Source organism: Janthinobacterium sp. C22 (assembly GCF_057919405.1).
The window spans coordinates 4,102,324-4,127,326 of record NZ_CP193659.1 but is presented as its reverse complement, the minus strand read 5'-3'; the positions used below and the strand labels follow the sequence as shown (position 1 = coordinate 4,127,326).

Here is a 25,003-nt window from a genome sequence, read left to right as displayed (position 1 = left end):
CCCATGACGACATCCCTTGACACCCGCGCCAGCCAACCGCCCGCGCCAGCATCGCTGAATTGCGGCGTGGTGGGCAATTGCGCCTTCAACGCCCTGATCGACCAGGCGGGGCAGGTCGTCTGGTCCTGCCTGCCCCGTTTCGATGGCGATCCCGTCTTCAACCGCTTGCTGGACGACACGGAAAACGGCAGCGTGTGGGCCATCGACATCGAGAACTTCGCGCGCAGCGAGCAATTCTACGAGCCGAACACGGCCGTGCTGCGCACGCGCCTGTACGACACGCAGGGGCGCGGCGTGGAAATCACGGATTTCGCCCCTCGTTTCCTCAGCCGCGACCGCATGTTCCGTCCGCTGATGCTGATCCGCCGCGTCCGGCCGCTCGACCACGCCGTCCGCATCCGCGTGCGCCTGCGCCCCCGCTACGACTGGGGCAGGCTGGCGCCGCAGATCACGCAGGGCAGCCACCACATCCGCTACGTGGGGCCGGAACAGACCTTGCGCCTGAACACGGATGTGTCGCTCAATTATGTGCTGAGCGAAACGTATTTCGTGCTGGGCGGCACCGCCAACTTCCTGCTGGGCCCCGATGAAACCCTGGCCGGCGGTATCGACGAGACGGCGCGCATCTTCGAAAAGGAAACCATCAACTATTGGCGCACCTACACGCGCCGCCTGGCCGTGCCGCTGGAATGGCAGGACGTGGTCATCCGCGCCGCCATCACATTAAAGCTGTCTTTATATGAAGACACGGGCGCCATCATCGCCGCCATGACCACCAGCATTCCGGAAGCGCCGGGCAGCAGCCGCAACTGGGATTACCGCTATTGCTGGCTGCGCGACGCCTTTTTCGTCGTGCGGGCATTGAACAGCCTGTCCGAGGTGGGCACGATGGAAGAGTATTTGCGCTGGCTGACGAATATCGTCGCCCGCTCGAAAGGCGGACACATCCAGCCGCTGTACGGCATCGGCCTGGAAGAGCAGCTGCCCGAATCGATACTCGACCACTTGCCCGGCTACCGGGGCAACGGCCCCGTGCGCGTGGGCAACCAGGCGCAGGAACACTTCCAGCACGACGTCTACGGCAACATCGTCCTGGGCGCGGCGCAGGCCTTCCTTGATCACCGATTGTTCCACCGCGCCGGCAAGGCCGAGTTTGCCGCGCTGGAAGCCGTGGGCGACCAGGCCTTCCGATTGCATGCGGAACCGGACGCGGGCATGTGGGAGCTGCGCACGCGGGCGCGCGTCCACACCTCGTCCATGCTGATGAGCTGGGCCGCCTGCGACCGCCTGGCGAAAGTGGCGCATAAACTGGGCTTGCCGGACCGCGCCGACCACTGGAACAGCCGCGCCGTGCTGATCCGAGAAAGATTACTGCGCGAAGCGTGGAGCGAGGAGCGCCAGGCGTTTGCGGAAAGCCTGGGCGGGCGCGACCTCGACGCTTCCGTCCTGCTGATGGCGGAAGTCAATTTCATCGACCCCATGGACCCCCGTTTCATCGCCACCGTCGATGCGCTGGAAGCGTCGCTGTGCGACGGCCCCTACATGCGCCGCTACGAAGCCCCCGACGACTTCGGCAAACCCGAGACTGCCTTCAACATCTGCACCTTCTGGCGCATCGACGCCCTGGCGCGCATCGGCAGGAAGGACGAGGCGCGCAAGATCTTCGAAACCATGCTGCTGGCGCGCAACCACCTGGGCCTGCTGTCGGAAGACACGCACCCCGTGACGGGAGAGATGTGGGGGAACTTTCCGCAGACGTATTCGATGGTGGGTCTCATCAACTGCGCGGTCAGGTTGTCGGCGCCTTGGGATAGTGCTATTTAAGTGCGGGCCTGGATCGCGGGCCTGAGAGTTGCCCATGGCTGCGTTGCTTGGGCTTGCCGTACATTCGTACTGTCTGCGCCCGCGCGCCTTGCCCTGGGCATTTTTCAGGCCTGCTGGGCCCGAGGTGCCCGGGTTGGAGACCCGGGCCTTGGTTTGTTTTGCCATTGTTTAGATGTTAAGTCAGAGTTTTGGGTAAAGCTGGCTCCCTGCGCCCATACAACCTGCATTCCGCCGCCAGCGCCAGCAAATTGGGGTCGCGCTCGCGGCTGCTCTGCATCAGCAGGGTGATTTGCTGGTGCGAGCCGTAGCGGGCGTCGAGGGGCAGCAGTTCGATGCGCGAGCTGAAGGCGCGTACGCGGCCGGGCAGCAGGCTGTAGCCGATGCCGCCGCTGACCAGGTTGATCAGCGAGAAGATGTCGCCCACCCGCATCGCGGTGTCCGGCACGAATCCCGCCAGCTCAAACGCGTGATTGAAGCTTTGCGAGGTGACGAAACCTTCGCTGAGGGTGACGAACTTGTCGTTGCGCAACTGCTGCAAGTCCACCGAGGCCGACCCCGCATAGGGCGAGGCGAGCGGCGCGGCCAGGTAGATGTCGTCCTGGAACAGGGGTACAGCTACGAGGCCCGAATGCTGTTCGTCTTCCTGCACGCCGATGATGATGGCGTCCAGGCGGCCGTCTGCCAGGCTTTGCAGCAGGTCGCGGTTCGAACCGAGGGTCAGGTCGATGTCGAGGCCCGGCCGGCGCAGTTTCAAGGCGATCACCAGCTGTGGGATGCAGTGCAGGGTCAGTGAATACAGCGAACCGATTTTCAGGCGCACGGGGTTGATGCCCGACATTTCGCGCACCTTGCGCACGCCTTCCTCGCATTCGGCCAGCGTGCGCCGCGCCGATTCGGCAAAGGTGTAGGCCGTATGCAGCGGGATCAGGCTGCGTCCCTCGCGCTTGAACAGGGGGCAGCGCAAGCCGTCTTCCAGCGAGTGCAGGGCGCGGTGCACGCTGACCGTGCTCTGGCCCAGTGCATCGGCCACGCGCGCCAGGTTGTTCAATTCCATGAAGCTGAGAAACACTTCCAGCTTTTTCAGGGTAATTTCTTCGTTGATGGCCATGATTAGCCTTTTTCAAGGGAGTTCATTAACTTCAGGGTAATGAACATGCTAGCAGATTGATTGTCGCGCTGGCGCTTTCGTTCTATCGTCTGGACTCGATAGCTCATTCCGGAGGCATGATGTCAACCGCCACAGCAGCGCCAGCGCAGCGGCAAAAACAATGGGACACGCGGCGCACCGAGAAACGCCGCCGCCTCGATGCCGTGCGCCAGTACGCGAGCGGCCCCGTGCTGCAACAGGGCGACATGGTCGCCGTGCTCGAAGCGCTGCTCGCGCCGGGCGACCGCGTCGTTCTTGAAGGCAATAACCAGAAGCAGGCCGATTTCCTCGCCCGCATGTTGACCCAGGTCAACCCCGACAAGATCCACCACCTGCACCTGATCATGCCCAGCGTCAGCCTGCCCGAACACCTGGACTTGTTCGAGCGCGGTATCGCCCGTAAGCTGGATTTTTCGTTCGCCGGCACGCAAAGCCTGCGCATCGCCCAGTTCCTGCAGGATGGCTTGCTCGAAGTGGGCGCCATCCACACGTATATCGAGCTGTATGCGCGCCTGTTCGTCGACCTCACGCCCAACGTCGTCATGGTGGCCGGCTACATGGCCGACCGCCAGGGCAATCTGTACACGGGCCCCAGCACGGAAGATACGCCCACGCTGGTCGAATCGGCCGCCTTCCGCGACGGCATCGTCATCGCCCAGGTGAACCAGATCGTCGACGACGTCAGCGACTTGCCCCGGGTCGACGTGCCCGGCTCGTGGATCGATTTCGTGGTGCAGTCCGACAAGCCCTTCTTCATCGAGCCTTTGTTTACCCGCGATCCGCGCGTGATCAAGCCCGTGCACGTGCTGATGGCCATGATGGCGATCCGCGGCGTGTATGAAAAACACCAGGTGCAGTCGCTCAATCACGGCATCGGCTTCAATACGGCCGCCATCGAGCTGATTCTGCCCACGTATGGCGAGCAACTGGGCTTGAAGGGCAAGATCTGCCGCAACTGGGTGCTCAACCCCCATCCCACCCTGATCCCCGCCATCGAGACGGGCTGGGTCGAGAGCGTGCACTGCTTCGGCGCGGAACTGGGCATGGAAGGCTATGCGGCCGCGCGGCCCGACGTCTTCTTCACGGGCCGCGACGGTTCCATGCGCTCGAACCGCGCCCTGTGCCAGCTGGCGGGCCAGTATGCGGTCGATCTGTTCATCGGCGCCACCCTGCAGATGGATGGCCTGGGCAATTCCTCGACCGTCACCAACGGCCGCCTGGCCGGTTTCGGCGGCGCGCCCAATATGGGCCACGACCCGCACGGGCGGCGCCACCCGACGCCGGCCTGGCTGGACCTGATCGAGACGGACGACCCGCTGGCGCGCGGCAAGAAGCTGGTGGTGCAGATGGTGGAGACGTTCCAGGACGGCGGCCAGCCGACCATCGTCGAATCGCTCGACGCCGTGGCCGTGGGCCAGGCCAGCGGCATGCCGCTGGCGCCCGTGATGATCTATGGCGACGACGTCACCCACGTGCTGACGGAAGAGGGCATCGCCTACCTGTACAAGGCCCGTTCGCTCGATGAGCGCAAGGCCATGCTGGCGGCCGTGGCCGGCGTGACGCCCATCGGCCTGCGCCACGACCCGAAAACGACGGCAAAGCTGCGCGCCGACGGCCTGATCGCGCTGCCCGAGGATATCGGCGTGCAGCGCGGCGCGGCGAACCGCTCGCTGCTGGCCGCGAAAAGCATCGCCGACCTGGTCGAGTGGTCCGACGGCCTGTATCAACCCCCGCCAAATTCAGGAGCTGGTAATGACCGCAATGATGACGACGATGACAATGACGCCGGTGCGGGAACGCGCCGCCGCGCTGGGGCGGCAGGTGCTGCAGGCGCTGCTCGACGAAGTGACCCTGACGCCGAAACCGGGCCTGGTCGATTTGCGCAGCCGCGGCGCCCACTCGGACTTGAACTGGGCACTGATGTGCCACTCGGCCTGCGTGCTGGAGCCCGTGTTTGCCGCCATGGCCCAAGCGGTTTGGGACAGCGACGATGACGATGGCCTGCGCCAGCGCATCGGTGCCATCGGCCGCGATGGCGAGGCACTGATGCTGGCGGCCACGGGCGGCGTGAACACGCACCGGGGCGCCATCTGGGCCCTGGGCCTCCTGGTGACGGCGGCGGCGCAGCTGGGCGCGCGCGGAGCGTCGCTGGCCTCGCTGGCGCCGCACGCCGTGGCGGCGCGGGCTGGCGCGCTGGCCCGTTTGCACGACCGGGGCGCGCCTGCCGTCACCGGCAACAAGGGCGAGCTGGCGTGCCGCCAGTACCACGTCGATGGCGCGCGGGGCCAGGCCCGGACCGGCTTTCCCCTCGTGACGGGGGCCGGACTGGCGCAGCTGCGCGCCTCGCGGGCGCGCGGCGACAACGAAACGACGGCGCGCCTGAATGCGCTGCTGGCGATTATCAGCCAGCTGGACGACACTTGCGTGCTGTCGCGCGGCGGCGAGGCGGCCTTGCTGGACCTGCAGGCGGGGGCGGCGCGGGTGCTGGCGGCTGGCGGCGCGGCCACGGCGGCCGGCACGCAGGCGCTGCTGGCGCTGGAAGCGGCGGCGCTGGCGCGCGGCGTGTCGCCGGGCGGCGCGGCCGACCTGCTGGCGGCGACCCTGTTCCTGGACAGATTGCAAGAAGGAGAAGCGCATGGAGACGCGTGACTACACATTCCCCGCCGGGCGGCCGGCATCGGGGCGCGCCCTGGCCGGCGTCGTCGGTTCGGGCGACCTGGAAGTGCTGCTGCAGCCCGCCGACGATGGCGTGACCCGCATCGTCGTCAACACTTCCGTCGAGGGCAAGGGCGCCGTCTGGGATGCGCTCTTGCTGCGCGTGTTCGGCGGCGAGCCGCTGCCGGCGGCGCGCATCGTCATCAACGACTGCGGCGCCACGCCGGGCGTGGTGCGCATGCGCATCGAGCAAGCCTACGAAGAATTGCAAGCGGGGAGGGCGGCATGAGCACATTGACGGAATTGCTGGAGCGCGACAGCTTCATCGAACGGGGTGCCCGGAGCCGGGCACGCGCCTTGCTGGATGCAGGCAGCATGCGCGAACTGCTCGACCCGTTCTGCGGTATCGCGTCGCCGTGGCTGCCGCAGCAGGGCGTGACGGCCCAGGCGGACGACGGCGTGGTGGTGGCCAAGGGCCTGTTCGACGGCCAGCCCGCCGTGGTGCTGGCCATCGAAGGCGCCTACCAGGGCGGCAGCATGGGCGAAGTGGGCGGCGCGAAGATCGCCAGCGCGCTGGAACTGGCGGCGCGCGACAACCGCCAGGGCGTGCCGACGCGCGCCGTGATCCTGTTCGAGACGGGCGGCGTGCGCCTGCAGGAAGCCAACCTGGGCCTGGCGGCCATTGCCGATATCCATGCCGCCATCGTCGACCTGCGCCGCTACCAGCCCGTCATCGGCATCACGGCCGGCACGGTCGGTTGCTACGGCGGCATGTCGATCGCGGCGGGCCTGTGCAGCTATCTGGTCGTCACGCGTGAGGCGCGACTGGGTCTCAACGGCCCCGCCGTAATCGAGCAGGAGGCGGGCGTGGATGAATTCGACTCGCGCAACAAGCCATTTATATGGAGCCTGACGGGCGGGGAGCAGCGTTTTAAGAGCGGCCTGGCCGACGCCTATGTGGATGACGATACGGCGCAGATGCGCGCCATCGTGGCCGAACTGTTCGCGCGCGGCGTGCCGGCGCAGCACCGCAGCAGCCAGGCAGACGGTTTTCTCGCCCGCCTGGCGCAAGTGGACGCCGGCCCGCAAGCCACGCCGGAAGCCGTGCGTGCCATCTATAGCAAAGGAGCCGCAGCATGAACGCCATCACCGACACGAGCCGTGGCGCCGTCTGGCTGGCGGCCCTGACCGACAACGCCGCACCGCTGGACGGCTATCCGCCGTCCGTGCGCGTGGCCGACGCGCCGCTGGCCGGCGCGCCGGCGCGCTATGTCACCGTGCTGCCCGACCCGGACAACCGTTTTACGCGTGCGCGCAGCGGTGAAATCGGCCTGGTCGAGGCGTGGCAGCTGGCGCGCGCCGTGCAGCAGGTGCTGATTGAAGACCGCGACCTGGCCGTGAAACGGCCCATCGTCGCCGTCATCGACGTGGCCAGCCAGGCGTATGGCCGGCGCGAAGAAGCCTACGGCATCCACCAGGCGCTGGCCGGAGCGGCGGGGGCCTATGCCGAGGCGCGCCTGGCCGGCCATCCCGTGATCGGCCTGATCGTCGGCAAGGCCATGTCGGGCGCCTTTCTCGCGCATGGCTACCAGGCCAACCGCCTGATCGCGCTCGACGATCCGCAAGTGATGGTGCACGCGATGGGCAAGGCCTCGGCCGCACGCATCACCCTGCGCACGGTGGCAGCGCTCGAAGCGCTGGCCGCGACGATTCCTCCGATGGCTTATGACATCGCCAATTACGCGACCCTGGGCCTGCTGTGGCAAACCTTGCGGGTGGCGCAGCCGGACGCGCCGTCAAACGAGGATGTGGCGCAGGTGGCGGCCAGCCTGCAGGCGGCGCTGGCCGACATCCGCGCCGATCCGGAAAGGGATCTTTCCAGCCGCCTGGGCGCACCGCACCGCCAGGCGTCGGCAAAAGTCAGGGAGGTGCTGGGGCAGCAGTGGTAAGTGAAATAACAGAGAAGACACCAAGTCATTCCTATTCCAATAACGGAGACAATCATGATCATTTACGGAACCGCACTGCTGGCCCTGTGCCATTTGCTCGGCATCTTTCTGGGCGACCTGCTCGGGCAGCTGATGGGCGTCAAGACCAACGTGGGCGGGGTAGGCATCGCCATGCTGCTGCTGATCTGCGCCCGGCTCTACATGCAGCGGCGCGCATGGCTGCCGCAGATGACGGAACGGGGCGTCGAATACTGGGGCGCCATGTATATTCCCGTGGTGGTGGCCATGGCGGCGCAGCAGGACGTGGTCGCGGCGCTGCGCGGCGGGCCGGTGGCCGTGCTGGCCGCCATCGCTTCCGTAATCGTCTGCGGCGCCGTCATTTCGCTCATCAATCGCACGGAAAGCCCGGCTGCCATCGCTGCCGCCGAAGCGGATTTGATTCTCGTCAAGGAGCACCGTCATGCTTGAACTCTTTGAAAAAGCGGCCATCCACAATGGCCTGGTGACGGCGTTCGCCTTTGTCGGCCTGATCATGCTCGTATCGATGGCGCTGTCGAAATACTTGACCTTCGGCCGCGTGCACGGTTCGGCCATTGCCATCGTGATCGGCCTGGGTCTCGCTTATTGGGGCGGCGTGCATAGCGGCGGCCACAAGGGCCTGGCCGATCTGTCGCTGTTCGGCGGCATTGGCCTGATGGGCGGCGCCATGCTGCGCGATTTCGCCATCGTCGCCACCGCCTTCGAGGTGCAGGCGACCGAGGCGCGCAAGGCGGGCCTGGTCGGCCTCGTGGCCCTGGTGCTGGGCGTGGTGCTGCCGTTTCTCGTCGGCGCCGGCGTGGCTTACGCGTTTGGCTATTCGGACGCCGTCAGCATGACCACCATCGGCGCCGGCGCCGTCACCTACATCGTCGGCCCCGTCACGGGCGCGGCCATCGGCGCCAGCTCGGACGTCATGGCCCTCAGCATCGCGGCAGGCCTCATCAAGGCCATCCTCGTGATGGTCGGCACGCCCGTCGCGGCGCGCTTTTTGCGCCTGAAGACGCCCCGTTCGGCGATGGTCTTCGGCGGCTTGGCCGGCACGGTCAGCGGCGTGTCGGCGGGCCTTGCCGCCACCGACCGCAAGCTGGTGCCGTACGGCGCGCTGGTGGCCACCTTTCACACGGGCCTGGGCTGTCTGCTGGGCCCTTCGCTGCTGTTCTTTGCCGTCAAGGCGGTGGTGGCCTGATGGAAGCCTGGCGCGCGCATGATTTGCTGTGGGTGTCCGGCTTGCCGGACGGCGCATCCTTGCCCGCCTGGCTGGACGCGGCCTGGCTGCGGGTGGCACCCCTGGTGGTGCGGCGCGCCAGCACGGGACCTGGGCACGTCGCCGGGCGCATCCCGGTGGGCTTGCGCGGCCTGCTGCGCAGCGAGCGCCATGCGTGCGAGGTGGACGCGGCCGCCGTGCGGCGCCGCGTGACGCCGGAAATGCTGGCGAGGATGCCGTTGCCTGATTTTTCCTGCGCCGCACTGGACGCGCTGCGGCAGGTCGCGCCGCTGCTGGACGCCACGGGCTGGGCCTGGGGGCCGACGGGCGGCGTGGGTTTTGCGCTGGCCAGCGGCTTGCCCGTGCTGCGCGCCGACAGCGACCTCGATCTCGTGCTGCGCATGGCCGCGCCGCCGGACGCCGCCCAGGCCGAGTCCTTGCGCGCCATCGCGGCGAGTGTGGCGGCGTGCCGGCTGGACTTGCAGATCGATACGGGCCGTGGCGGCTTCGCGTATGCCGAGTGGGCGGCGGACCGGGGCAGGGTCATGCTGAAGACGGATCGCGGTCCCGTGCTGACGGCCACGCCATGGGAGCTTGCATGAGCGTGTTGTTTACCTTTCCCGGCCAGGGCGCCCAGTCTCCGGGCATGCTGCACGCGCTGCCCGGCGACGCGGCGGTGGCCGATACCCTGGCCGAGGCGGCGGCCGTGCTGGGCTGCGATCCTTTGACGCTGGACACGGCTTGCGCGCTGGCGTCGACGCGGGCCGTGCAGCTGTGTCTGCTGATCGCGGGCGTGGCGATGGCGCGCTCCTTGGGCGCGCGCGGCGCGCTGCCCGACATGGTGGCCGGCTTTTCCATCGGCGAGTATGCGGCGGCCGTCGTCGCCGGCGCGCTCGATTACGGGGATGCCCTGCGCCTGGTGGCGCGGCGCGGACAGTTGATGGAGCAGGCGTATCCCACCGGCTACGGCATGGCGGCCATCGTCGGTCTTGATCCGGCGCAGCTGGAACCCTTGCTGGCCCGGGTGCATGGCACCGCCACGCCCGTGTATGTCGCCAACCTGAATGCGCCGCGCCAGATCGCCATCGCCGGCAGCGAACCCGCCCTGCAAGCCGTGATGGCGCTGGCCATGGCGCATGGCGCCGGCAAGGCCAAGCGCCTGGCCGTCAGCGTGCCGTCGCATTGTCCGCTGCTGGAAGGCGCCGCCGCCGACATGGCCGCCGCCTTCGAGGGCGTGTTTGTCCGCCGCCCGTCGCTCGTCTACCTCAGCAGCAGTGCGGCGCGCGCGCTGTTCGACCCGGCCCGCATCCGCGACAGCCTGGCCGCCAACATGGCCCAGCGCGTGCAATGGGCCGCTACCGCGCGCCTGGCGTGGGAGCGCGGCGCGCGGCTGGCGCTGGAAATGCCGCCGGGCAGCGTGCTGACGCGCCTGACGGCGCCCGGCTTCACGGATGGCGTGGCCGTCTGCTGCGACGGCAACCGGGGCGACAGCCTGCTGGCGCTGGTGGCCAGGGAGCGGGGCGGCACCTTGCCTTACAACGCCTAACAAAACCGTAGCGAGCGGATGTGAGTTGTGGTGGAGAAGCGCAACTGTACGAAGGTACAGTGAGCATCGCAGACCGCAAATCGCGACGCGCAGTAGGTCTTGATAGGTGTTCTTAAAGCCTGGCGCTCAGGCCAACTTGGAAGCCACGGCCCGGCAAGGGCGCGATGTATTTCAGCGGGGAATTGTGCGGCCTGGCATCCGCGTCGAGCAGGTTGCTGCCGCTGATGAACACCTCGACGCTGGCAAACGGCGAATCCGGCACCTGCAGTGCGCGGCTTACCTGGAAGTTCACCATGGTGTAGCCGTCGAGCGGCACTTCCTCGCTGACGCTCTTGCCCAGGTACTTCTGCTTGTCGTAGCGGGTGCCTGACAACCGCGTCTTCCAACCCTGGTTTTCCCACTGCAGATTGGCGCCGTAGCGGTTGGTGGGCATGTTGGGCAGGTAGGCGCCGTCATTGTGCGCGCGCAGCTTGTCGGGATTGTCCGCCTTGTTCTTGACCAGGTCGGCAAATGCGGAGAGGTTCAGCTTGCCGTAGGCGCCGAGTTGAACGGTCTGTGAGGCATCGACCTCGAATCCCTTGACCGTCGTATCCGTCTGCTTCCAGTACTTCAGGGGCAGGCGATTCGCCATCTGGGCCCCCGAGTGACCAAGGTAGAGATAGTTCTCGTACTTCATGACGTAGCCCGTCGCGGACAGCTGGAAGCCGCGATTGGCGAACAGGGCGGTCAGTTCGGTATTGCGCGCGCGCTCGGCCTTCAATTTCTGGTTGCCTTCTTCCTGGGTCATGATCGAATAGTGGCGGTTGCTCGCATACAACTCATTGACGTCGGGCGCTCTTTCCGACGCCGAGTAGCGCAGCTTTGCACCGAACAGCTGGCCAAGCTTGCTTGAAGCGCCCAGGCTATAGCTGTTCAGGCTGAACGACTTGTCCTCGAGTGTGGAGTTGCTTGCATTCCGCGACGTCTTGAATCCGCTCTTGCGGATGTCGTGCTCCACGTTTTCATGGCGAAAGCCGGCATCGAAGGTGGCCCAGTCGAATTCCAGGTTTTGCTTGATGAACAGGGCGCGGCTGAGCGTGCTCGCATCGGGCAGGTAAAGCTGCGGCCCGGCACCGCTTATATCCCTGGCTTTGTGGCTCAGGCCAAGCAAGCCGCTCAAGGGGCCCGCGCGCCGCTGCGCCAGCAGGAGCTCGGCTTGATTCGTGTCAAACCGGTAGTCATTCGCCTTGGCCGCACCGAGGCGTTCTCCCGACGTATTGTTCAAGCGGGACACGCGCAGTTGTGCGCTTTCAATGTAAGCGACGGGGTCGCGCAGATGGGCTTCCAGCGCATATTTATCCTGCTTGATGATCACGCCGACGGGCAGCCCCTCGTCATAGTTCGCGCCGAACGACTTGTTTTCCATGGAAAAGCCCGGCACGCCATATTCGCTTTCCTTGGAATCGAGGCTGACGGCCACGTAGCCGCGATCGAAAAAGTAGGTGCTGCCGACGCCAAAGTGGGCATTGCTGGCGTGGCTGTTGCCCAGGGTGCCGTGGTAATCGGGGGTGACGTCCTTGTTGATCTTTTTCTGGGTCATCGATGGCGTGCCCGGCACGTAGGCGGGGTTGGCCGGGTTGACGTAGGTCTTGCGCTGCCAGACGGAGGTCGGCTGATTGGTATAGAAGGAAAAATCGCCGTCCGCCCAGTCCGGATTTTCCTTCATGAACTGGTCGATGAACGGCTGCGACGCCTTGTTGTAGACCTGCTGGATCCGCGCTTCTTTCTGGCAACTGTCGGCTAAGAACGTATTCACGCCGCCTTTCACAGGGAACAGCTGGCTGTTGCACACGCCTGCCTTGCTGTTGCCGGGAATATCGTAATGCCCGATCTTCTGGAATGACAGCTGCAGATTCGTCGAAAAGCGCTGCCCGTCGTTGAAGTTCGCGCGCAAGCCTTGCGCGTTCGCATCGTTGAAGCCCTTGCGCAGCACCAGTTCCACGTCCTTCCGCGTGCTTTCCATCTTGCGGGAAACGAGGCCCGAATCGACGTCGACGCTGCCGCCGATCGCATTGCCGCCAAAACGCACGCTATCGGACGATTTGTTGACGGTGATGCTGCGCGCAAACAGGGGATCGAACGGGATGTTGATGTCGCCGCTGAGCGCATTCATGCCGAGGATGGACTGGCCGTCTTCCAGGATCTGCACGCGGCTGCCGCTCAGGCTGCGGATCACCGGTGCGCCCGCATTCGGCCCGAAGGCGCTGCTTTGCACGCCCGAGACATGCTCGAGCATGCCGCCCAGCGTCCTGTTCTGGGCTTGCGTATTCTCGACCAGAACGACGCTGTCGACGCTTGCCGGCTTGTCTGCCCGGACCTTGATGGTTTGCAGGGTGACGTCGTCTGCCGCATAGGCGAGCGGGGCGGTGGACAGCATGGCAGCTGCGAATACGTGATGGCGCATAGGACTCTCTAAAAAGGCGGAATGGGGGCTGGCGCGGGATGCAGGCGCAGCGCGATGGTATAGATGCAATCGAGTTGCAATAATAGCTGGCGCCCCATTCTATTGCAAGTAAATTGCATTTGAGGGTTTGGGATGGCTGGCGCACGGCAAGCGCGCAGCGCGGACAGCCGGCATGTGCCGGCGACTGTGGTGCAAAGTGAGGAGGTGCGAGGGGCGGAGGTGCGAGGGGCGTTACGCGTTGCGCGTTGCACATGGCGCATGATCGTGCCGGTGGCAATGCGTGCGGCGCAGGCTGAGTCAGTCCGCCTGCGCCCTTATGAAGTGGCTACTTGAGGTGAGTGTCAGCGGCTTTTCGCCTGCAGCCGGCGCGCGCGGCGCTTTCTTTCCCAGATGACGATGCCAGTCACCGACAGCATGGCGACCATCAGCCCCATGCAGGACATCAGTATGCGTCCCGGCAAGCCAAGGATGCGGCCCGAGTGCAGGGGGAATTGCAGTTGCACGAAGACGTCGGCGGCCGTGCCGTCCCACGGTTTGTGCTGGCCGATGATGCTGCCGTCCATGCCGTCGACGTACAGGTTCGACAAGCCCATGCCGGCCGCGCCGAACTCGTCGGCCGGGTCGAAGAACGAGACGTTGTAGAACGAATAATTGCCGCCGTAATAAATGCCGCCGATGGGCGCCGTGATGCCGCGCTGCACGGCCTGCTTTTTCGCAATGTCCACCGCCTGCTCGAAGCCGATGACGGGCGTGATGTAGCTGCCGTACGGCGCCGGCGTCTGCGTTTCGTATGGTCCCGGCGTGGTGGTCGACACGAGCGACATGACGGGGTAAAACACTTCGCGGTACAGGTTCAGCGAGAACGACGTGAACGCGACGACGATAATGATGCCCCACACCCACAGGCCGCCCGCGCGGTGCAGATCGAAATTGAGCTTGTAGCCGCCGGCCGCCCAGCGCACCACCCACGACGGTTTCCAGCGTTGCCACCAGCTGGCGGCGTCGCGGTGGCGCGGCGCCTCGTCCGGCGCGCGCTGGCGCAAACGGCGCGGCGTGGTCAGATAGAACGCCACCATGCTGTCGAGCAGCCAGATGAGTGCCACGCTGCCCATCAGCCAGTAGCCCCAGCGGTCCGTGCCCCAGAAGGCGGGCACGTGCAGGCTGTAGTGCAGATGGCGCAAGAACGGCATCAGGCTGCGGCGCGACAGGGAAATGGCCGTCGAATCGCGCGTGCCCGTGATCTGCGCCGTGACGGGGTCGATGTAGACGGTGTTGTAGCCGAGCACGAACGGTTTACCCGTGGCCGGATCGGTCAGCGGGCGCACCATGAAGGCGGCCGCATGGCCTTCTTCCAGGCCCAGGGTCATGTAATTGACTTCCACGCGCGGGTCGGCGGCCGCCACCTTGCGCGCCAGCGCGAACGGCGCCTGCAGGGGCCGCGGCCCGGGGTGTCCATGATGTCGGCGTTGAGCCATTCATCGAGTTCATGGTCCCACGAGGTGACGGCGCCCGTGAGTCCCGCAACGATGAGGAAGAGGGCGATGGTGAGACCGGCCCAGCGGTGTATGACAGTCCAGAAAGCGCGCATGCGGTACAAACCTTCAACATGAAACCGGCTTGTTGCCGCCAGCAGGCGCCAGGGCGGCGCACAGGAAAACGCCAGGCACACGCCTGGCAGTTTGATAATGGGAATCGTTCTCATTATCCAATGGGGCGCGGCGTTTGTCCAGCGCCAATGGTGTTGGTCAGGACTAAATTGCGCATGCTAAGATGCTAGCAATAAATTAATTTACATTCCACATGGAAATATCCAAGGCTGAAGCGGCATGCGTATAGAAGAACGGAACAATGTCCGCGTAAGCGAACGCAGCGGTGCATCGCAGGCAGGCGCGGCAGCCACCATGGTATTCATGCACGGTTTTGGCTGCGACCAGACCATGTGGCGCTACCTGGAGCCGCTGTTTCGCCCCCGCTACCGCACGGTGCTGTTCGACCTGGTCGGCAGCGGCGCTTCGGACCTGGGCGCCTATGATTTCGATCGCTATGCGCGGCTCGACGCGCATGGCGCCGATCTGCGCCAGATCATCCATGCCGTCGGCGGCGGCCCCGTCATTTGCGTGGGCCATTCCGTCAGCGCCATGAGCGCCTTGCTGGCCAGCATCGCCGAGCCGGAGCTGTTCGCCGCGCAAGTCATGCTGGCGCCGTCGCCGTGCTATGTCGACGATGCGGCGGCCGGCTATCGGGGCGGCTTCAGCCGTGCCGATATCGATGACTTGCTCGATGCCATGGACAGCAATTACCTGGGCTGGTCCGCCGGCATGGCGCCGGCCATCATGGGCGCGCCCGGCCAGCCGGCGCTGGGCGAGGACCTGACAAGCAGCTTTTGCCGCACCGATCCGGCCATCGCCCGGCATTTCGCGCAAGCGACGTTTTTGTCCGATCACCGCGCCATCTTGCCGCACAACCGCACGCCGGCCCTGATCGTGCAATGCAGCGACGACTTCATCGCGCCGCCGCCCGTGGGCGAGTACTTGCGGGAAATGCTGCCGCACAGCAGCCTGCACGTGGTCGAGAACGTGGGCCATTGCCCGCACATGAGCGTGCCCGATGCCAGCTACCGCGCCATCCGCCACTTTCTCGACGGCCTGCACCTGTAATGCGGGACACGATGCCTTCCTTGCCTGATACCAGTACCTTGTTCCAGCACGCGGCCTGCGGCTTGCTGCTGTGCACGGCCGACGGCACCATCGTGCAGGCGAACGCCACCTTTTGCGGCTGGCTCGGTTATGGCGCCGGGGAATTGCTCGGGAAAAAGAAACTGCAGGATTTGCTGACCATCGGCGGGCGCGTATTCCACCAGACGCACTGGCTGCCGCTGATGCAGGTGCAGGGCAGCGTGTCGGAAATCCTGCTCGACATGCGCCAGCGCCATGGGCAATCCATTCCCATGCTGTTCAATGCCGTGCGGCGCGTGCACGAGGGCGTGCGTTATGACGAGATTGCCGTCTTTGTCGCCAGCGACCGCCGCAAATACGAGCAGCAGCTGCAGCTGGCGCGCAAGGAAGCAGGCGAGCTCAACGAACAACTGGCGGCCGCCGACCGGCGCAAGGACGAGTTCCTGGCGACCCTGGCGCACGAGCTGCGCAATCCGCTGGCGCCGATCCGCAACGTGCTGGAAGTGCTGCGCCTGGCGCAGCTGGACGACCCGCAGCTGCGCTGGGCCCGCGACGTGCTGGGACGGCAAGTGGGACACATGACGCATCTGGTCGACGATCTGATGGAAGTGTCGCGCATCACGCGGGGGCGCCTGGAATTGCGCCGCGCCAGCGTGGAGCTGGCGCCCGTGGTGGAAGCGGCCCTGCACAGCGTGGCGGAGCTGGCGGCGCAGTCGGGCCACAGCGTGCACGTGAAGCAATGGCCGCAGCCGATCTGGCTCGACGCCGATGCCACGCGCCTGGGGCAGATGATCGCCAACCTGCTGACCAACGCCGTCAAGTACACGCCCGCCAACGGCGCCATCTGGCTGGCCGTCGCCTGCACGGAAAACGAAGTGCACGTTACCGTGCGCGATTCGGGCATCGGTATCGCGCCCGAACACCTGGACACCGTGTTCGACCTGTTTTCGCAGCTGGAGCCGGCCCTGTCGCGCGCCCAGGGCGGCCTGGGCATCGGCCTGTCGCTCGTGCGGGGCCTGGCCGAATTGCATGGTGGCAGCATCAGCGCCCGCAGCGACGGCGTGGGGCAGGGCAGCACGTTCGAACTGCGCCTGCCGCTGCCCGCCGTGCCCCTGCAAGCGCCGCCCGAGCCCAACCGCCGCCTGCTGGCCGGCACGCGCGAGGGCAAGGTGCTGGTCATCGACGACAGCGCCGACGCGGCCGAAAGCCTGGCGCTGGCGCTCGACATCCTCGGTTATGAAGTGCGCACGGCCTACGATGGCGCGGCTGGCATGGCGGCGGCGCAAACTTTTATGCCGCGCGTGATCCTGCTCGACATCGGCTTGCCGCACATGAACGGCTACGACGTGGCGCGGCTGTTGCGCAGCGAGCCCTGCGGCCAGCACGCCATCCTCGTGGCCGTCACGGGCTGGGGCCAGGACAAGGACCGCCAACTGGCATCCGATGCGGGCTTTGACTTGCACCTGACCAAGCCCGTGGATTTTTATGAGCTCGATGCGGTGCTGCAAAAGATGCTGCAGGCGCAGTGAGGAGGGCATTCTCAAATGAACGACATGGAACAACTGACAGAACTGGAAATCGCCGTTTTCCAGCTCCGCATGGGTTACGCCCCGGCGGACCGTTGCGTGGACTGGGCCGTGGAACGCCTGCGCCTGGACCAGGAAGGCGATGACCTGGAAGTCGTGCTGCTGGCCAGCGCCCGTGGTCCTGATGAGGTGCTGGCGCTGGCCGACGTGATCATCGAACGCTACCGGGGCGCGCAGCGGCTCAGTGACCAGTTCCTGGCGGGGAAATACATCGTCGAATTGCGCGCCGCCTACCTGGCGGGCCGGGAAAGCGTGACGTCGCTCGATGCCATCCTGACCCGCCTGTACCCGGCGCTCGGTTATCCCGACTGGCTGGTCATGCTGAGCCGCAATTGCGAGTATGCGACGGACGTGTCCGACTTTGAGCAGCCGTTCGAGCGGGAGTTCGATTACGTTGCGGGCTTATGGTCCGAGGCCGGTAGTGCTGCCGAGTTTGAGCAGCGATATTCCCGCGAGACGTCGAATGGGCACGATGTAGGCTGATGCTTGAAGATAATATGAAAAAAGTCGATCTCTTTGTGTGTTCCCCGTCGGACATGCGCGCATGCGCCAGCTGGACGGAGGCGGTTGAGGCCTTCCCCGTCACCGGTATTACCTTGCCGGGGGCGCTCGATTTCGCGTCCCTGGCGCAGTTGCTGACCCGCTCGGCGGCGCCTGCGCTCTTGCCGGCAGGAATCGAGGGGTGCGATCTGTACGTTTTCAGGGCTGACGTGGGGCAGGCGCTGGGGCGGCTGGCGGCCGATGAACTGAACCGGCTCGCGGTGGCTTGGTCGAGTATGGCACCATGGGCAGGTTCGGAGATCAATCCCTTCGACCTGGCCGGGTTTCTGATGGAATTGCAGTCAGCCTGGCATCAAGCCGCGGGGCCGGACAAAGTGCTGTTTGCTTGGGTGGATGCGTAAGGTGCGGCGGCACCGTGGCCGATGGCGGCTGGCGGGCGGAAACGCGGCCAGGGGCAAGCGATGAGTCACACGGTAGCGCTGCGCGCGCTGGGCCTTAGCGATGCCATACTGCGCCACCTGGCGGGCGAGGGACCGCCGACGCCGCTGGACTACCGCTGCCAGGTGCCGCAGGCCTGGCGATTTTCGCCCATTGCCACACGCGACATCGTGCCTCTGTGGGAGTGCGGCATGGTGCTCGACTACTACAATCGGTCGAGCCGTCGCTTCGAGCGCTGCAGCCTGGAAAATATTGACGAGGTATGGTGCAGCTATGCTTCGCTGCAGGGCTTGCTTGTCGGGCTGTTTCTCGATGCCTATGAGGATGAGGCGGATGGCGCCGCGCTGTGCGCCTGGGCCAGCCAGTTCGGCTTGCATGGGGCGCAGCAGATGCTGGCAGAGTTGGAATCGGACCAAGCCAGGAAGGATTGCCCTGCTTGGCGGGCTGGCTGGGGCGCGCGCTGCACGGATGCCGCCGGGTAAACAAGTGCGCCAGCGGCGTCATGTGACGATCCGCTGTATCCGGCGGCGGCCCTGGCCGCCGCCGGGCCAATCCTCAAGCCGGCTGCACACCGCCCACATTGCGGCTGCGGTTTTCCACCAGCACGGAAATACCGAGCACGACGATGCCGCCGCAGGCCAGCATGGCGCCTACCCAGCCCGTCGAGCGCAAGCCCATGCCCATGGCGATGGCGATGCCGCCGGCCCAGGCGCCCAGGGCGTTGGCGATGTTGAAGGCGGAATGGTTGAGGGCGGCGGCCACGGTTTGCGCGTCGCCGGCCACGTCCATCAGGCGCGTCTGCACGGCCGGGGCGACGGCGATGCCGGCGCCGATGGCGAACAGGTTGATCGCCGTCAGCCAGACGTTGCTGCTGGTATAGGTAAACGCGGCCAGCGCGGCCACGTTCCACAGCAGCACGCCGAAGATCGTCCACAGGCGCGAGCGGTCGGCTAGCCAGCCGCCGATCAGGTTACCCACCGTCATGCCCACGCCGATGATGGCCAGCAAAATGGAAATGACGAGCGGCGAGACTTTCGTGATTTCCAGCAAGGTGGGCGTAATAAATGTGTAGACGGCGAACATGCCGCCGAAGCCGATCGCCACCATCAGCAGGGTCAGCCACACTTGCAAGCGGCGGAACACGCCCAGTTCGCGGCGCGGGCTCGAATCGCCGGCGGCGACCATCGGCACGAAGATGCGCACCATCAGCATGGTCAATAAACCCAGCGCGGCGACCAGCAAAAAGGCCGAGCGCCAGCCCAGGGTCTGGCCGATGTAGGTGGCCAGCGGCACGCCGAAGATATTTGCCACCGTCAAGCCCATCAGCACGCGGGCGACTGCCTGGCCGCGCCGGTCGGGTTCGGCCAGGGCGGCCGCCACCAGGGCTGCCACGCCGAAATACGCGCCATGCGGGATGCCGGCGACGAAGCGGGCGACGACCAGCAAGCCGTAGTTGGGGGCGATGGCGCTGAGCAGGTTGCCGCCAGCGAACATCAGCATCAAACAGATCAGCATCAGCCGGCGCGGCATGCGCGCCAGGAAGATCGTGATCAGGGGTGCGCCGATGACCACGCCCAGCGCGTAGGCGCTGATCATGTGGCTCATCTGGGGCAAGGTCGTGCCCAGGTCGTCGGCCACCACGGGCAGGATGCTCATGGAGGCGAATTCGCCCGTGCCGATGGCGAGGCCGCCAATGGCCAGGGCAAGGTCGGCATAGCCAGCGCCAAAGGCGCGGTGACGCGCGGAATCAATGGGTCTACGGAGGCGTGCATGTTCTTGTTGGTTGGGTAAAGAATGACAGGGTGGAGAGGCGCGCTGTGGCCCGGCCGGAAGTGGCAATGCGCCACCAGAGTCGACGGCTGGCCGGTATTTTCGGGCGATGAGAACTGCCCAAAGACAACATTGTAAAAGATTCGGGCAAGCTCTGCTGGGCGATGGCTAAAATCTGCTGCACTGCACACAACAGCGATGGCTCTTGTTGTTAACGATAACACGGAATGCGCGCGTTTCCGCCACAGGGCAAGCGAAGAAAACCCGGCTGTGGCAGAAATGGTCTTCCTGGCGCCTTACTTCGCCAAGGATTGCTGCAGCGCTTCCAGGCCCGCCACATAGATGCCGTGGAACAAGTCGGTCACTTCCTGCTCGCTCGCGCTCACGGGCGTGAAGCGGCCGGACCAGGTGACCCGTGCGCCAGCGCCATCGGCAAGTGCTTGGACTTGCAGTGTCGACAGGTAATCGCTGGCGGGAAACGGCGCCTGCAGGATCGAATAGCTGTAGCTGCGCGCCGTGTTGTCATACGCTTCCAGCTGCTCGACGATGACCTCGCCTGCCGGGGTGGCAAGATGGCGGATGCGGCCCCCGTCGCTCAAGGTGCTGCTGGGAATGTAGGGCAGCCAGTCGGGCAGCGAGTCGAAGCCGCCGATCAGTTGCCAGACCTTTTCCGGCGTGGCGGCGATGTCGATCGAGGTGGTGGTGTGTGCCATGGTAAGTTCCTTGTCTATATTAGTTGGCGCCAGCTGGCAGCGGAGCGTTGGCCGCCACCAGCTGCTCGGCGCGCATGTCGTGCCAGAAGGCGGCGGGGATGACGCTGTGCAGGGCTGCCAGGTCTTCGGCCAGGCGTTCGGGACGGCTGGCGCCGGGGATCACGGCGGCCACGGCCGGATTGGCCAAGGAAAATTGCAGGGCGGCCGCCTTCACGCTGACGCCATGGCGCGCGGCAATGGCCTTGATACGTTCGACCTTGGCGATGATGGCGGGCGAGGCTTTCTGGTATTCGAAGTGGGCGCCGCCGGCCAGGATGCCCGAGCTGTAGGGGCCGCCGACGACGATGTCGACGTTCTGGCTTGCCGCGGCCGGCATCAGGCGCTGCAGCGCCCGTTCATGGTCGAGCAGGGTGTAGCGCCCGGCCAGCAGGAAGGCATCGGGCTGCGCTTCGGCCAGGTCCAGGGTCAGTTCCAGCGGCTCCACCTTGTTCACGCCCACGCCCCAGGCCTTGATGACGCCTTCTTCGCGCAAGCGGGTCAGCACGCGGAAGGCGCCCGTGCGGGCAATCTCGAATTGCGCCAGCCAGTTGTCGCCATGGAAGTCTTGCGCGATGTCATGCACCCAGACGATGTCGAGGCGGTCCGTATCCAGGCGTTTGAGGCTGTCTTCGATCGAGCGCAGGGTGGCGTCGGCCGAATAGTCGTCGACGATCTTGTTCTTGCGGCCGAATTCGAACAGGCCGCCTTTTTCGCCCAGTTCACGGGCCGCCGGGTCTTCCAGCTCGTCGAGGATGAGGCGCCCGACCTTGGTGCTCAATATGTAATCGTCGCGGCGGCGCTGTTTCAGGGCCGCGCCCAGGCGCAGCTCGGCCAGGCCGGCGCCGTAGAACGGGGCCGTGTCGAAATAGCGGATGCCCGATTCCCAGGCGGCGTCGACGGTGGCCAGCGCTTCTGCTTCGGGAATGTTGCGGAACATATTGCCCAGCGGCGCCGTGCCGAAACCCAGTTTGCCTGTCAGTAAGTGTTTGATCGTCATGGTGTTTTTCCTTCAATGAGTGAGTGAATGGAGACAGAATAGCTGGACAAGTTAAGCCTGTCCAAGACATAATTTGCACAACTTGAGTCCTGAAAGGTCTGATATGCTGGACATGCGCCAATTGCAATACTTCATCGCCGTCGCCGAGGAAGAACACGTGGGACGGGCCGCCGAGCGCCTGCATATTTCCCAGTCGCCGCTGAGCCGGCAGATCGCCCAGCTCGAAGACAAGCTGGGCCTGACCCTGTTCGAGCGCAGCGCGCAGCGCATCCGCCTGACGCGCGACGGCCATACCTTCCTGGCCGAAGCGCGCGCTTTTATTACCCACGGGAACCGGCTGGAAGCGCTGGCAAAACGCCTGGGGCGCGGCGACGAGGGCGGCCTGTGCATCGGCTACATCGAGAACGCCATGCATGCGGGCGTCTTGCCCGACGGCTTGCGCACCTTGCGCGCCACGCGGCCGCAAGTGCACGTTGCCCTGTATAACCTGCATTCGGCCGAGCAGATCGAGGGCTTGCGCCAGCGCAGCCTTGATATTGCGCTGCTGTGCGAACCGCCGCTGCCGAACGACCCCGACCTCGATTGCGCGCAAGTGCTGAGCGACCCCATGCTGCTGGCCTTGCCGCAGGCGCACCCGCTGGCAGCCAAGGCCGAGCTGACCCCGGCCGACCTGGCGGGCCAGGAGTGGATTGCCGTGCTGCACAAGGAAAGCGCGTTGAAACACGATAATTTCATCGCCGCCTGTGCGCGCGCCGGTTTTACGCCCGATATCCGCATGGAAGCGACGGAACCGCTGACGGCGCTGGGCCTGGTGGCGGCCGGGCTGGGCATGGCCATGATCCAGCACAGCCTGCGCCAGCACGCGCCGGCCGGCGTCGTCGTGCGCGAGTTGCCGTGGTTCAGCTATCGCACGCCCTTGTGGCTGGCCTGGCACAAGGTGAATCTGCGCCCGCTGGTGGGAATTTTCCGCGCAACCTTGCTGGAGCAGGCGGGCGCGCTGGCCTGACGGGACGCCCGCCTGACTGGCCTGGCATCAGACGCTGCCGGGCCGCGGAGCGCGTGGCGTAGCCTTGGCGATGACGGGGACATCCGTCAGCCTCGCTTTCAGGCGCGCAAACTGCGGCCAGCAGGGGATGGCCAGCTTCTGGACTTGCTGCGCTTGCCGCTCGGCTGGCAGCTTGCTCCAGGAATCGACATGCAGGTGTCCGTTTTTGATATCGATGCTGTAACGGGCCGTGTACAGCGCTGGCGTATCCTGCACTTCGAACTGCCAATGGTCTTCGTTCCTCTTCTTCGTCACGCTACGGTGATGGATGCTGGCGAACAGCGTGCCATCCTTGCATGGGGACAGCGATCGAATGCCGATCAGCGGCGGGTAGGTCCTGGTCTTGCGTTGCCTGTCCCACCACTTGTTTTCCACATGGGCATCCCTGTCGCCGATCAGCGCATCGGGCGAGTGCGTCATCCACCTTGGCTTGTCGATCAGCCCGCGCAGGCAGCTGATCACCGAGGCGTGCGTGGCGCACGCCATGCCCCATGGCCCGAAAACCCAGAGAAAGTGCGGGTCGACATCGATGCCGCCATAGCTGCCCCACGGAGACGGCACATAGCGCGGTGTGTTTAGATAATCGACATAGATGTCGCCGGACGAGGCGAGCGCGCCATACAGGATGGCATGCTCTTCGCCCTTGCCTTGCAGCAGCTCTGGCGGCATGGCGTCCCCGTGCGGATCGCCAGGCAAGGTGGCGGGCGGGTGGTGAAGCGCGCGCACATTGACGATACCGGATTTGGTGGTCGCTTTCCAGCCGATTTCCTTCAAGGTGTCACTGGCACCGATCGCAAACAGTTTGACGGCGCCACTGTTGCCATCATTGCGTGCCGCATACACGAACGAGGTATCGCGCTCCCTGGGGGAGGGGATGGCCCAGACGTCATGGAATTTATCCGGGGAAATCATTGCGCGGCCAGAAATGTCGACGGCGGCAGGGTCTACCCAGCCGTGCTCCATGTCTCCGTTGTCGGACAATACCCAGTGCTGGCAAAAAAAGATGCGATAGCGGGCCTGCAGCGAGCCTGCGAATGTTCCGGGAATGCTCATGGCGAAGCGGTGGCCGCGGTCGTAGGGCCCCATTTGCAACAGGGTCCAGTCAGCGGGCTCCATGACCTTGCCTCCCGTGGCAGCGTAGAGGTCGGACTTGTTCCTGTTTCTATTGTTATAGTTGTTGTTCAGGTTACTGTTTTCACTGGCGCCGAGGTAGACGAACAGTCCCCGCGTGCGTGCCACCGGCTCGACGGCCTGCATGAACCGCAGGATCAGATCGTTACCGTCGTCCCACAGCTTCGGTATCGCCTCGACGGTGGCACTGAGCATCATCAAACGATCATAGATCGCGTCGAACTGGTGCTGGAACTTCGTGTAGTCCGGGTTCTTGCTCGAGGCGTCGTCCAGCCGCCGATTCACCACGGCAAGGTTTGCCATGGATGCCAGAGCCATGTTGGCGAGCAGGGAGTCGGCGTAGGTACGGCAGAAAACGCCCAGGATTTCCGGCCATTGGGGCAGTTCCTGGGTTTTCGGGTCCTTCAGCCATTCCGCGGTCGCCCATTTCCTGTATAGCAGGGAAATCTTGTCGTGCGCCTTGTTGATGGAAACGAGGCAGGTATCGAGACCTTTGTGGAACGTCCTGAGGTCCTCTTCCGTCTTCATGGGAAGTTGCAACAGGAGCGGCAGGTCTGCTCGCATGCGATACACGGTGCGCGTATATTCGTCGACGACATTGGCATGCTCTTGCGCATTGCGCAGTTTTTCGTCCGCGTTCAGCCCCTTGATCGCCTCGATGATCTGGTCCTTGAGGGAAGGCTGCTCTTCCCCGAAATACGTGAGGAGCTGGCCGACGAGGCCAAACAGCGCCGCAAACGCCACGCCATACGGACCGGCGGCGACGGAGAAGCCGGCGAGTATCTGCATGCCGGAAGCGCAGATAGTCATCAGCGCGGCACTGCCGTTGATATGGTCGCCGGCCTTGAAGGCGGCAGACGCGGACAGCATGGCGTCGACCATGTCGGGCAGGTTCTTGTCGATGGCATCGAGGATGTCCTTGGCATCCTTCCTGGCCTTGCCGCTTGATTTCTCGTCGTGCAAGGTGCGCAGCGCATCCTCATACGTCGTCTGTATCTCGCGGGTTGCCGTCGCAATGATCTGGATCTGCTTTTTTCCTTGGTCGATTGCGCATGCAGGTTCATCAGCGCAAGCTGTCTCTTGATTTGGTCGGGATCGGCAGTCAAGTTGTCATCCTTTCATTGCGGCGCAAGCGCTTGTTGGGAAAAGAAAAATATTGCTTCTAGACTAACATGAGCGGCTGGGCGCAGAGGCAACATTTGATGACGGCAAGCCAGCGCAGCGGCATGCGGCGGCCGGCACCCTGGCGCCACTGGACGAAGGAATGGGAGGGCATTGCTGCGTTGACGGGCAATATTGTC

Annotated in this window: 21 protein-coding genes and 2 pseudogenes; 16 read left to right on the top strand and 7 right to left on the bottom strand. The window is 65.1% G+C overall.

Annotated elements, in window-relative coordinates:
- The first annotated feature begins 3 nt into the window (after window positions 1–3).
- The gene (locus ACRHIG_RS19430; protein ID WP_489627549.1) at window positions 4–1,824 is read left to right on the top strand and encodes a glycoside hydrolase family 15 protein; all 1,821 of its coding nucleotides are present in this window, start codon (window positions 4–6) and stop codon (window positions 1,822–1,824) included.
- Window positions 1,825–1,999: 175 nt separating this feature from the next.
- On the opposite strand, the gene ACRHIG_RS19425 is transcribed toward ACRHIG_RS19430, so the two are convergent.
- Window positions 2,000–2,932 carry a LysR family transcriptional regulator gene (locus tag ACRHIG_RS19425; RefSeq protein WP_489627548.1) on the bottom strand — a complete coding sequence of 311 codons (933 nt, stop codon included), beginning with the start codon at window positions 2,930–2,932 and terminating at the stop codon, window positions 2,000–2,002.
- Window positions 2,933–3,051: 119 nt separating this feature from the next.
- Here ACRHIG_RS19425 and mdcA point away from each other — a divergent pair.
- The 9 genes and pseudogenes from mdcA (at window position 3,052) to mdcH (ending at window position 10,364) form a co-directional block, all read left to right on the top strand.
- Window positions 3,052–4,724 (top strand): annotated as a pseudogene (gene mdcA / locus ACRHIG_RS19420) (malonate decarboxylase subunit alpha).
- The gene (locus ACRHIG_RS19415; protein WP_489627547.1) at window positions 4,724–5,620 is read left to right on the top strand and encodes a triphosphoribosyl-dephospho-CoA synthase; all 897 of its coding nucleotides are present in this window, start codon (window positions 4,724–4,726) and stop codon (window positions 5,618–5,620) included. Before mdcA ends, ACRHIG_RS19415 begins: the two are co-directional and overlap by 1 nt.
- On the top strand, window positions 5,607–5,915 hold the full coding sequence (locus tag ACRHIG_RS19410) for a malonate decarboxylase subunit delta (protein ID WP_489627546.1): 309 nt from the start codon (window positions 5,607–5,609) through the stop codon (window positions 5,913–5,915). The genes ACRHIG_RS19415 and ACRHIG_RS19410 overlap by 14 nt, the downstream gene beginning before the upstream one ends.
- Window positions 5,912–6,766 (top strand): biotin-independent malonate decarboxylase subunit beta, encoded by an 855-nt coding sequence (locus ACRHIG_RS19405; RefSeq protein ID WP_489627545.1) that lies wholly within the window; start codon window positions 5,912–5,914, stop codon window positions 6,764–6,766. Before ACRHIG_RS19410 ends, ACRHIG_RS19405 begins: the two co-directional genes overlap by 4 nt.
- Entirely contained in the window at window positions 6,763–7,575 is an 813-nt protein-coding gene (gene mdcE, locus ACRHIG_RS19400) for a biotin-independent malonate decarboxylase subunit gamma (protein WP_489627544.1), read from the top strand. The genes ACRHIG_RS19405 and mdcE overlap by 4 nt, the downstream gene beginning before the upstream one ends.
- A 54-nt stretch (window positions 7,576–7,629) precedes the next feature.
- A complete protein-coding gene (madL, locus tag ACRHIG_RS19395) occupies window positions 7,630–8,043 on the top strand; it encodes a malonate transporter subunit MadL (RefSeq protein WP_489627543.1) in 414 nt (137 codons plus the stop codon).
- Window positions 8,036–8,800: a malonate transporter subunit MadM gene (madM, locus tag ACRHIG_RS19390; protein WP_475416797.1), complete on the top strand. Its 765-nt coding sequence runs from the start codon at window positions 8,036–8,038 to the stop codon at window positions 8,798–8,800. The genes madL and madM overlap by 8 nt, the downstream gene beginning before the upstream one ends.
- Window positions 8,800–9,420 (top strand): malonate decarboxylase holo-ACP synthase, encoded by a 621-nt coding sequence (locus ACRHIG_RS19385; protein ID WP_489627542.1) that lies wholly within the window; start codon window positions 8,800–8,802, stop codon window positions 9,418–9,420. The genes madM and ACRHIG_RS19385 overlap by 1 nt, the downstream gene beginning before the upstream one ends.
- A complete protein-coding gene (mdcH, locus tag ACRHIG_RS19380) occupies window positions 9,417–10,364 on the top strand; it encodes a malonate decarboxylase subunit epsilon (RefSeq protein WP_489627541.1) in 948 nt (315 codons plus the stop codon). The genes ACRHIG_RS19385 and mdcH overlap by 4 nt, the downstream gene beginning before the upstream one ends.
- Window positions 10,365–10,476: 112 nt before the next feature.
- On the opposite strand, the gene ACRHIG_RS19375 is transcribed toward mdcH, so the two are convergent.
- Complete coding sequence (locus ACRHIG_RS19375; protein WP_489627540.1) at window positions 10,477–12,780, bottom strand: TonB-dependent receptor; 2,304 nt, start codon at window positions 12,778–12,780, stop codon at window positions 10,477–10,479.
- A gap of 368 nt (window positions 12,781–13,148) precedes the next feature.
- Window positions 13,149–14,395, bottom strand: a pseudogene (locus ACRHIG_RS19370) (PepSY-associated TM helix domain-containing protein).
- 238 nt (window positions 14,396–14,633) lie between these two features.
- On the opposite strand from ACRHIG_RS19370, the gene ACRHIG_RS19365 reads away from it, so the two are divergent.
- From ACRHIG_RS19365 to ACRHIG_RS19345, 5 genes are read left to right on the top strand one after another with little or no spacing between them, the layout of a single operon-like run.
- Complete coding sequence (locus ACRHIG_RS19365; RefSeq protein WP_489627539.1) at window positions 14,634–15,464, top strand: alpha/beta fold hydrolase; 831 nt, start codon at window positions 14,634–14,636, stop codon at window positions 15,462–15,464.
- Window positions 15,465–15,475: 11 nt separating this feature from the next.
- Window positions 15,476–17,011, top strand: a complete 1,536-nt coding sequence (locus ACRHIG_RS19360) for a hybrid sensor histidine kinase/response regulator (RefSeq protein WP_489627538.1) — start codon at window positions 15,476–15,478, stop codon at window positions 17,009–17,011.
- A gap of 24 nt (window positions 17,012–17,035) precedes the next feature.
- Window positions 17,036–17,551 carry a hypothetical protein gene (locus ACRHIG_RS19355; protein WP_489627537.1) on the top strand — a complete coding sequence of 172 codons (516 nt, stop codon included), beginning with the start codon at window positions 17,036–17,038 and terminating at the stop codon, window positions 17,549–17,551.
- Between the two features lie 14 nt (window positions 17,552–17,565).
- A complete protein-coding gene (locus ACRHIG_RS19350) occupies window positions 17,566–17,970 on the top strand; it encodes a hypothetical protein (RefSeq protein WP_489627536.1) in 405 nt (134 codons plus the stop codon).
- 60 nt (window positions 17,971–18,030) lie between these two features.
- Complete coding sequence (locus ACRHIG_RS19345; RefSeq protein ID WP_489627535.1) at window positions 18,031–18,489, top strand: hypothetical protein; 459 nt, start codon at window positions 18,031–18,033, stop codon at window positions 18,487–18,489.
- Between the two features lie 73 nt (window positions 18,490–18,562).
- Here ACRHIG_RS19345 and ACRHIG_RS19340 read toward each other — a convergent pair whose 3' ends face one another.
- From ACRHIG_RS19340 to ACRHIG_RS19330, 3 genes are all read right to left on the bottom strand, one after another.
- Window positions 18,563–19,663, bottom strand: coding sequence for an MFS transporter (locus ACRHIG_RS19340; RefSeq protein ID WP_489627534.1), 1,101 nt, complete (start codon window positions 19,661–19,663; stop codon window positions 18,563–18,565).
- Between the two features lie 410 nt (window positions 19,664–20,073).
- Complete coding sequence (locus tag ACRHIG_RS19335; RefSeq protein WP_489627533.1) at window positions 20,074–20,490, bottom strand: SRPBCC family protein; 417 nt, start codon at window positions 20,488–20,490, stop codon at window positions 20,074–20,076.
- Between the two features lie 19 nt (window positions 20,491–20,509).
- Window positions 20,510–21,526, bottom strand: coding sequence for an aldo/keto reductase (locus tag ACRHIG_RS19330; protein WP_489627532.1), 1,017 nt, complete (start codon window positions 21,524–21,526; stop codon window positions 20,510–20,512).
- Between the two features lie 103 nt (window positions 21,527–21,629).
- Between ACRHIG_RS19330 and ACRHIG_RS19325 the strand changes: the two genes are divergently transcribed.
- Complete coding sequence (locus ACRHIG_RS19325; RefSeq protein WP_489627531.1) at window positions 21,630–22,532, top strand: LysR family transcriptional regulator; 903 nt, start codon at window positions 21,630–21,632, stop codon at window positions 22,530–22,532.
- 27 nt (window positions 22,533–22,559) lie between these two features.
- On the opposite strand, the gene ACRHIG_RS19320 is transcribed toward ACRHIG_RS19325, so the two are convergent.
- On the bottom strand, window positions 22,560–24,665 hold the full coding sequence (locus tag ACRHIG_RS19320; protein WP_489627530.1) for a hypothetical protein: 2,106 nt from the start codon (window positions 24,663–24,665) through the stop codon (window positions 22,560–22,562).
- Between the last annotated feature and the right edge of the window lie 338 nt (window positions 24,666–25,003).

What these genes read in the sequence shown, in the direction of transcription:
- ACRHIG_RS19410 (WP_489627546.1), top strand. Translation starts at nt 5,607, where the DNA reads ATGGAGACGCGTGACTACACATTCCCCGCCGGGCGGCCGGCATCGGGG.
- ACRHIG_RS19415 (WP_489627547.1), top strand. Translation starts at nt 4,724, where the DNA reads ATGACCGCAATGATGACGACGATGACAATGACGCCGGTGCGGGAACGC.
- ACRHIG_RS19345 (WP_489627535.1), top strand. Translation starts at nt 18,031, where the DNA reads ATGAGTCACACGGTAGCGCTGCGCGCGCTGGGCCTTAGCGATGCCATA.
- ACRHIG_RS19325 (WP_489627531.1), top strand. Translation starts at nt 21,630, where the DNA reads ATGCTGGACATGCGCCAATTGCAATACTTCATCGCCGTCGCCGAGGAA.
- madL (WP_489627543.1), top strand. Translation starts at nt 7,630, where the DNA reads ATGATCATTTACGGAACCGCACTGCTGGCCCTGTGCCATTTGCTCGGC.
- mdcH (WP_489627541.1), top strand. Translation starts at nt 9,417, where the DNA reads ATGAGCGTGTTGTTTACCTTTCCCGGCCAGGGCGCCCAGTCTCCGGGC.
- ACRHIG_RS19365 (WP_489627539.1), top strand. Translation starts at nt 14,634, where the DNA reads ATGCGTATAGAAGAACGGAACAATGTCCGCGTAAGCGAACGCAGCGGT.
- ACRHIG_RS19405 (WP_489627545.1), top strand. Translation starts at nt 5,912, where the DNA reads ATGAGCACATTGACGGAATTGCTGGAGCGCGACAGCTTCATCGAACGG.
- ACRHIG_RS19350 (WP_489627536.1), top strand. Translation starts at nt 17,566, where the DNA reads ATGAAAAAAGTCGATCTCTTTGTGTGTTCCCCGTCGGACATGCGCGCA.
- madM (WP_475416797.1), top strand. Translation starts at nt 8,036, where the DNA reads ATGCTTGAACTCTTTGAAAAAGCGGCCATCCACAATGGCCTGGTGACG.
- ACRHIG_RS19330 (WP_489627532.1), bottom strand. Translation starts at nt 21,526, where the DNA reads ATGACGATCAAACACTTACTGACAGGCAAACTGGGTTTCGGCACGGCG.
- ACRHIG_RS19375 (WP_489627540.1), bottom strand. Translation starts at nt 12,780, where the DNA reads ATGCTGTCCACCGCCCCGCTCGCCTATGCGGCAGACGACGTCACCCTG.
- ACRHIG_RS19340 (WP_489627534.1), bottom strand. Translation starts at nt 19,663, where the DNA reads ATGAGCATCCTGCCCGTGGTGGCCGACGACCTGGGCACGACCTTGCCC.
- ACRHIG_RS19360 (WP_489627538.1), top strand. Translation starts at nt 15,476, where the DNA reads ATGCCTTCCTTGCCTGATACCAGTACCTTGTTCCAGCACGCGGCCTGC.
- ACRHIG_RS19430 (WP_489627549.1), top strand. Translation starts at nt 4, where the DNA reads ATGACGACATCCCTTGACACCCGCGCCAGCCAACCGCCCGCGCCAGCA.
- ACRHIG_RS19425 (WP_489627548.1), bottom strand. Translation starts at nt 2,932, where the DNA reads ATGGCCATCAACGAAGAAATTACCCTGAAAAAGCTGGAAGTGTTTCTC.
- ACRHIG_RS19355 (WP_489627537.1), top strand. Translation starts at nt 17,036, where the DNA reads ATGGAACAACTGACAGAACTGGAAATCGCCGTTTTCCAGCTCCGCATG.
- mdcE (WP_489627544.1), top strand. Translation starts at nt 6,763, where the DNA reads ATGAACGCCATCACCGACACGAGCCGTGGCGCCGTCTGGCTGGCGGCC.
- ACRHIG_RS19385 (WP_489627542.1), top strand. Translation starts at nt 8,800, where the DNA reads ATGGAAGCCTGGCGCGCGCATGATTTGCTGTGGGTGTCCGGCTTGCCG.
- ACRHIG_RS19335 (WP_489627533.1), bottom strand. Translation starts at nt 20,490, where the DNA reads ATGGCACACACCACCACCTCGATCGACATCGCCGCCACGCCGGAAAAG.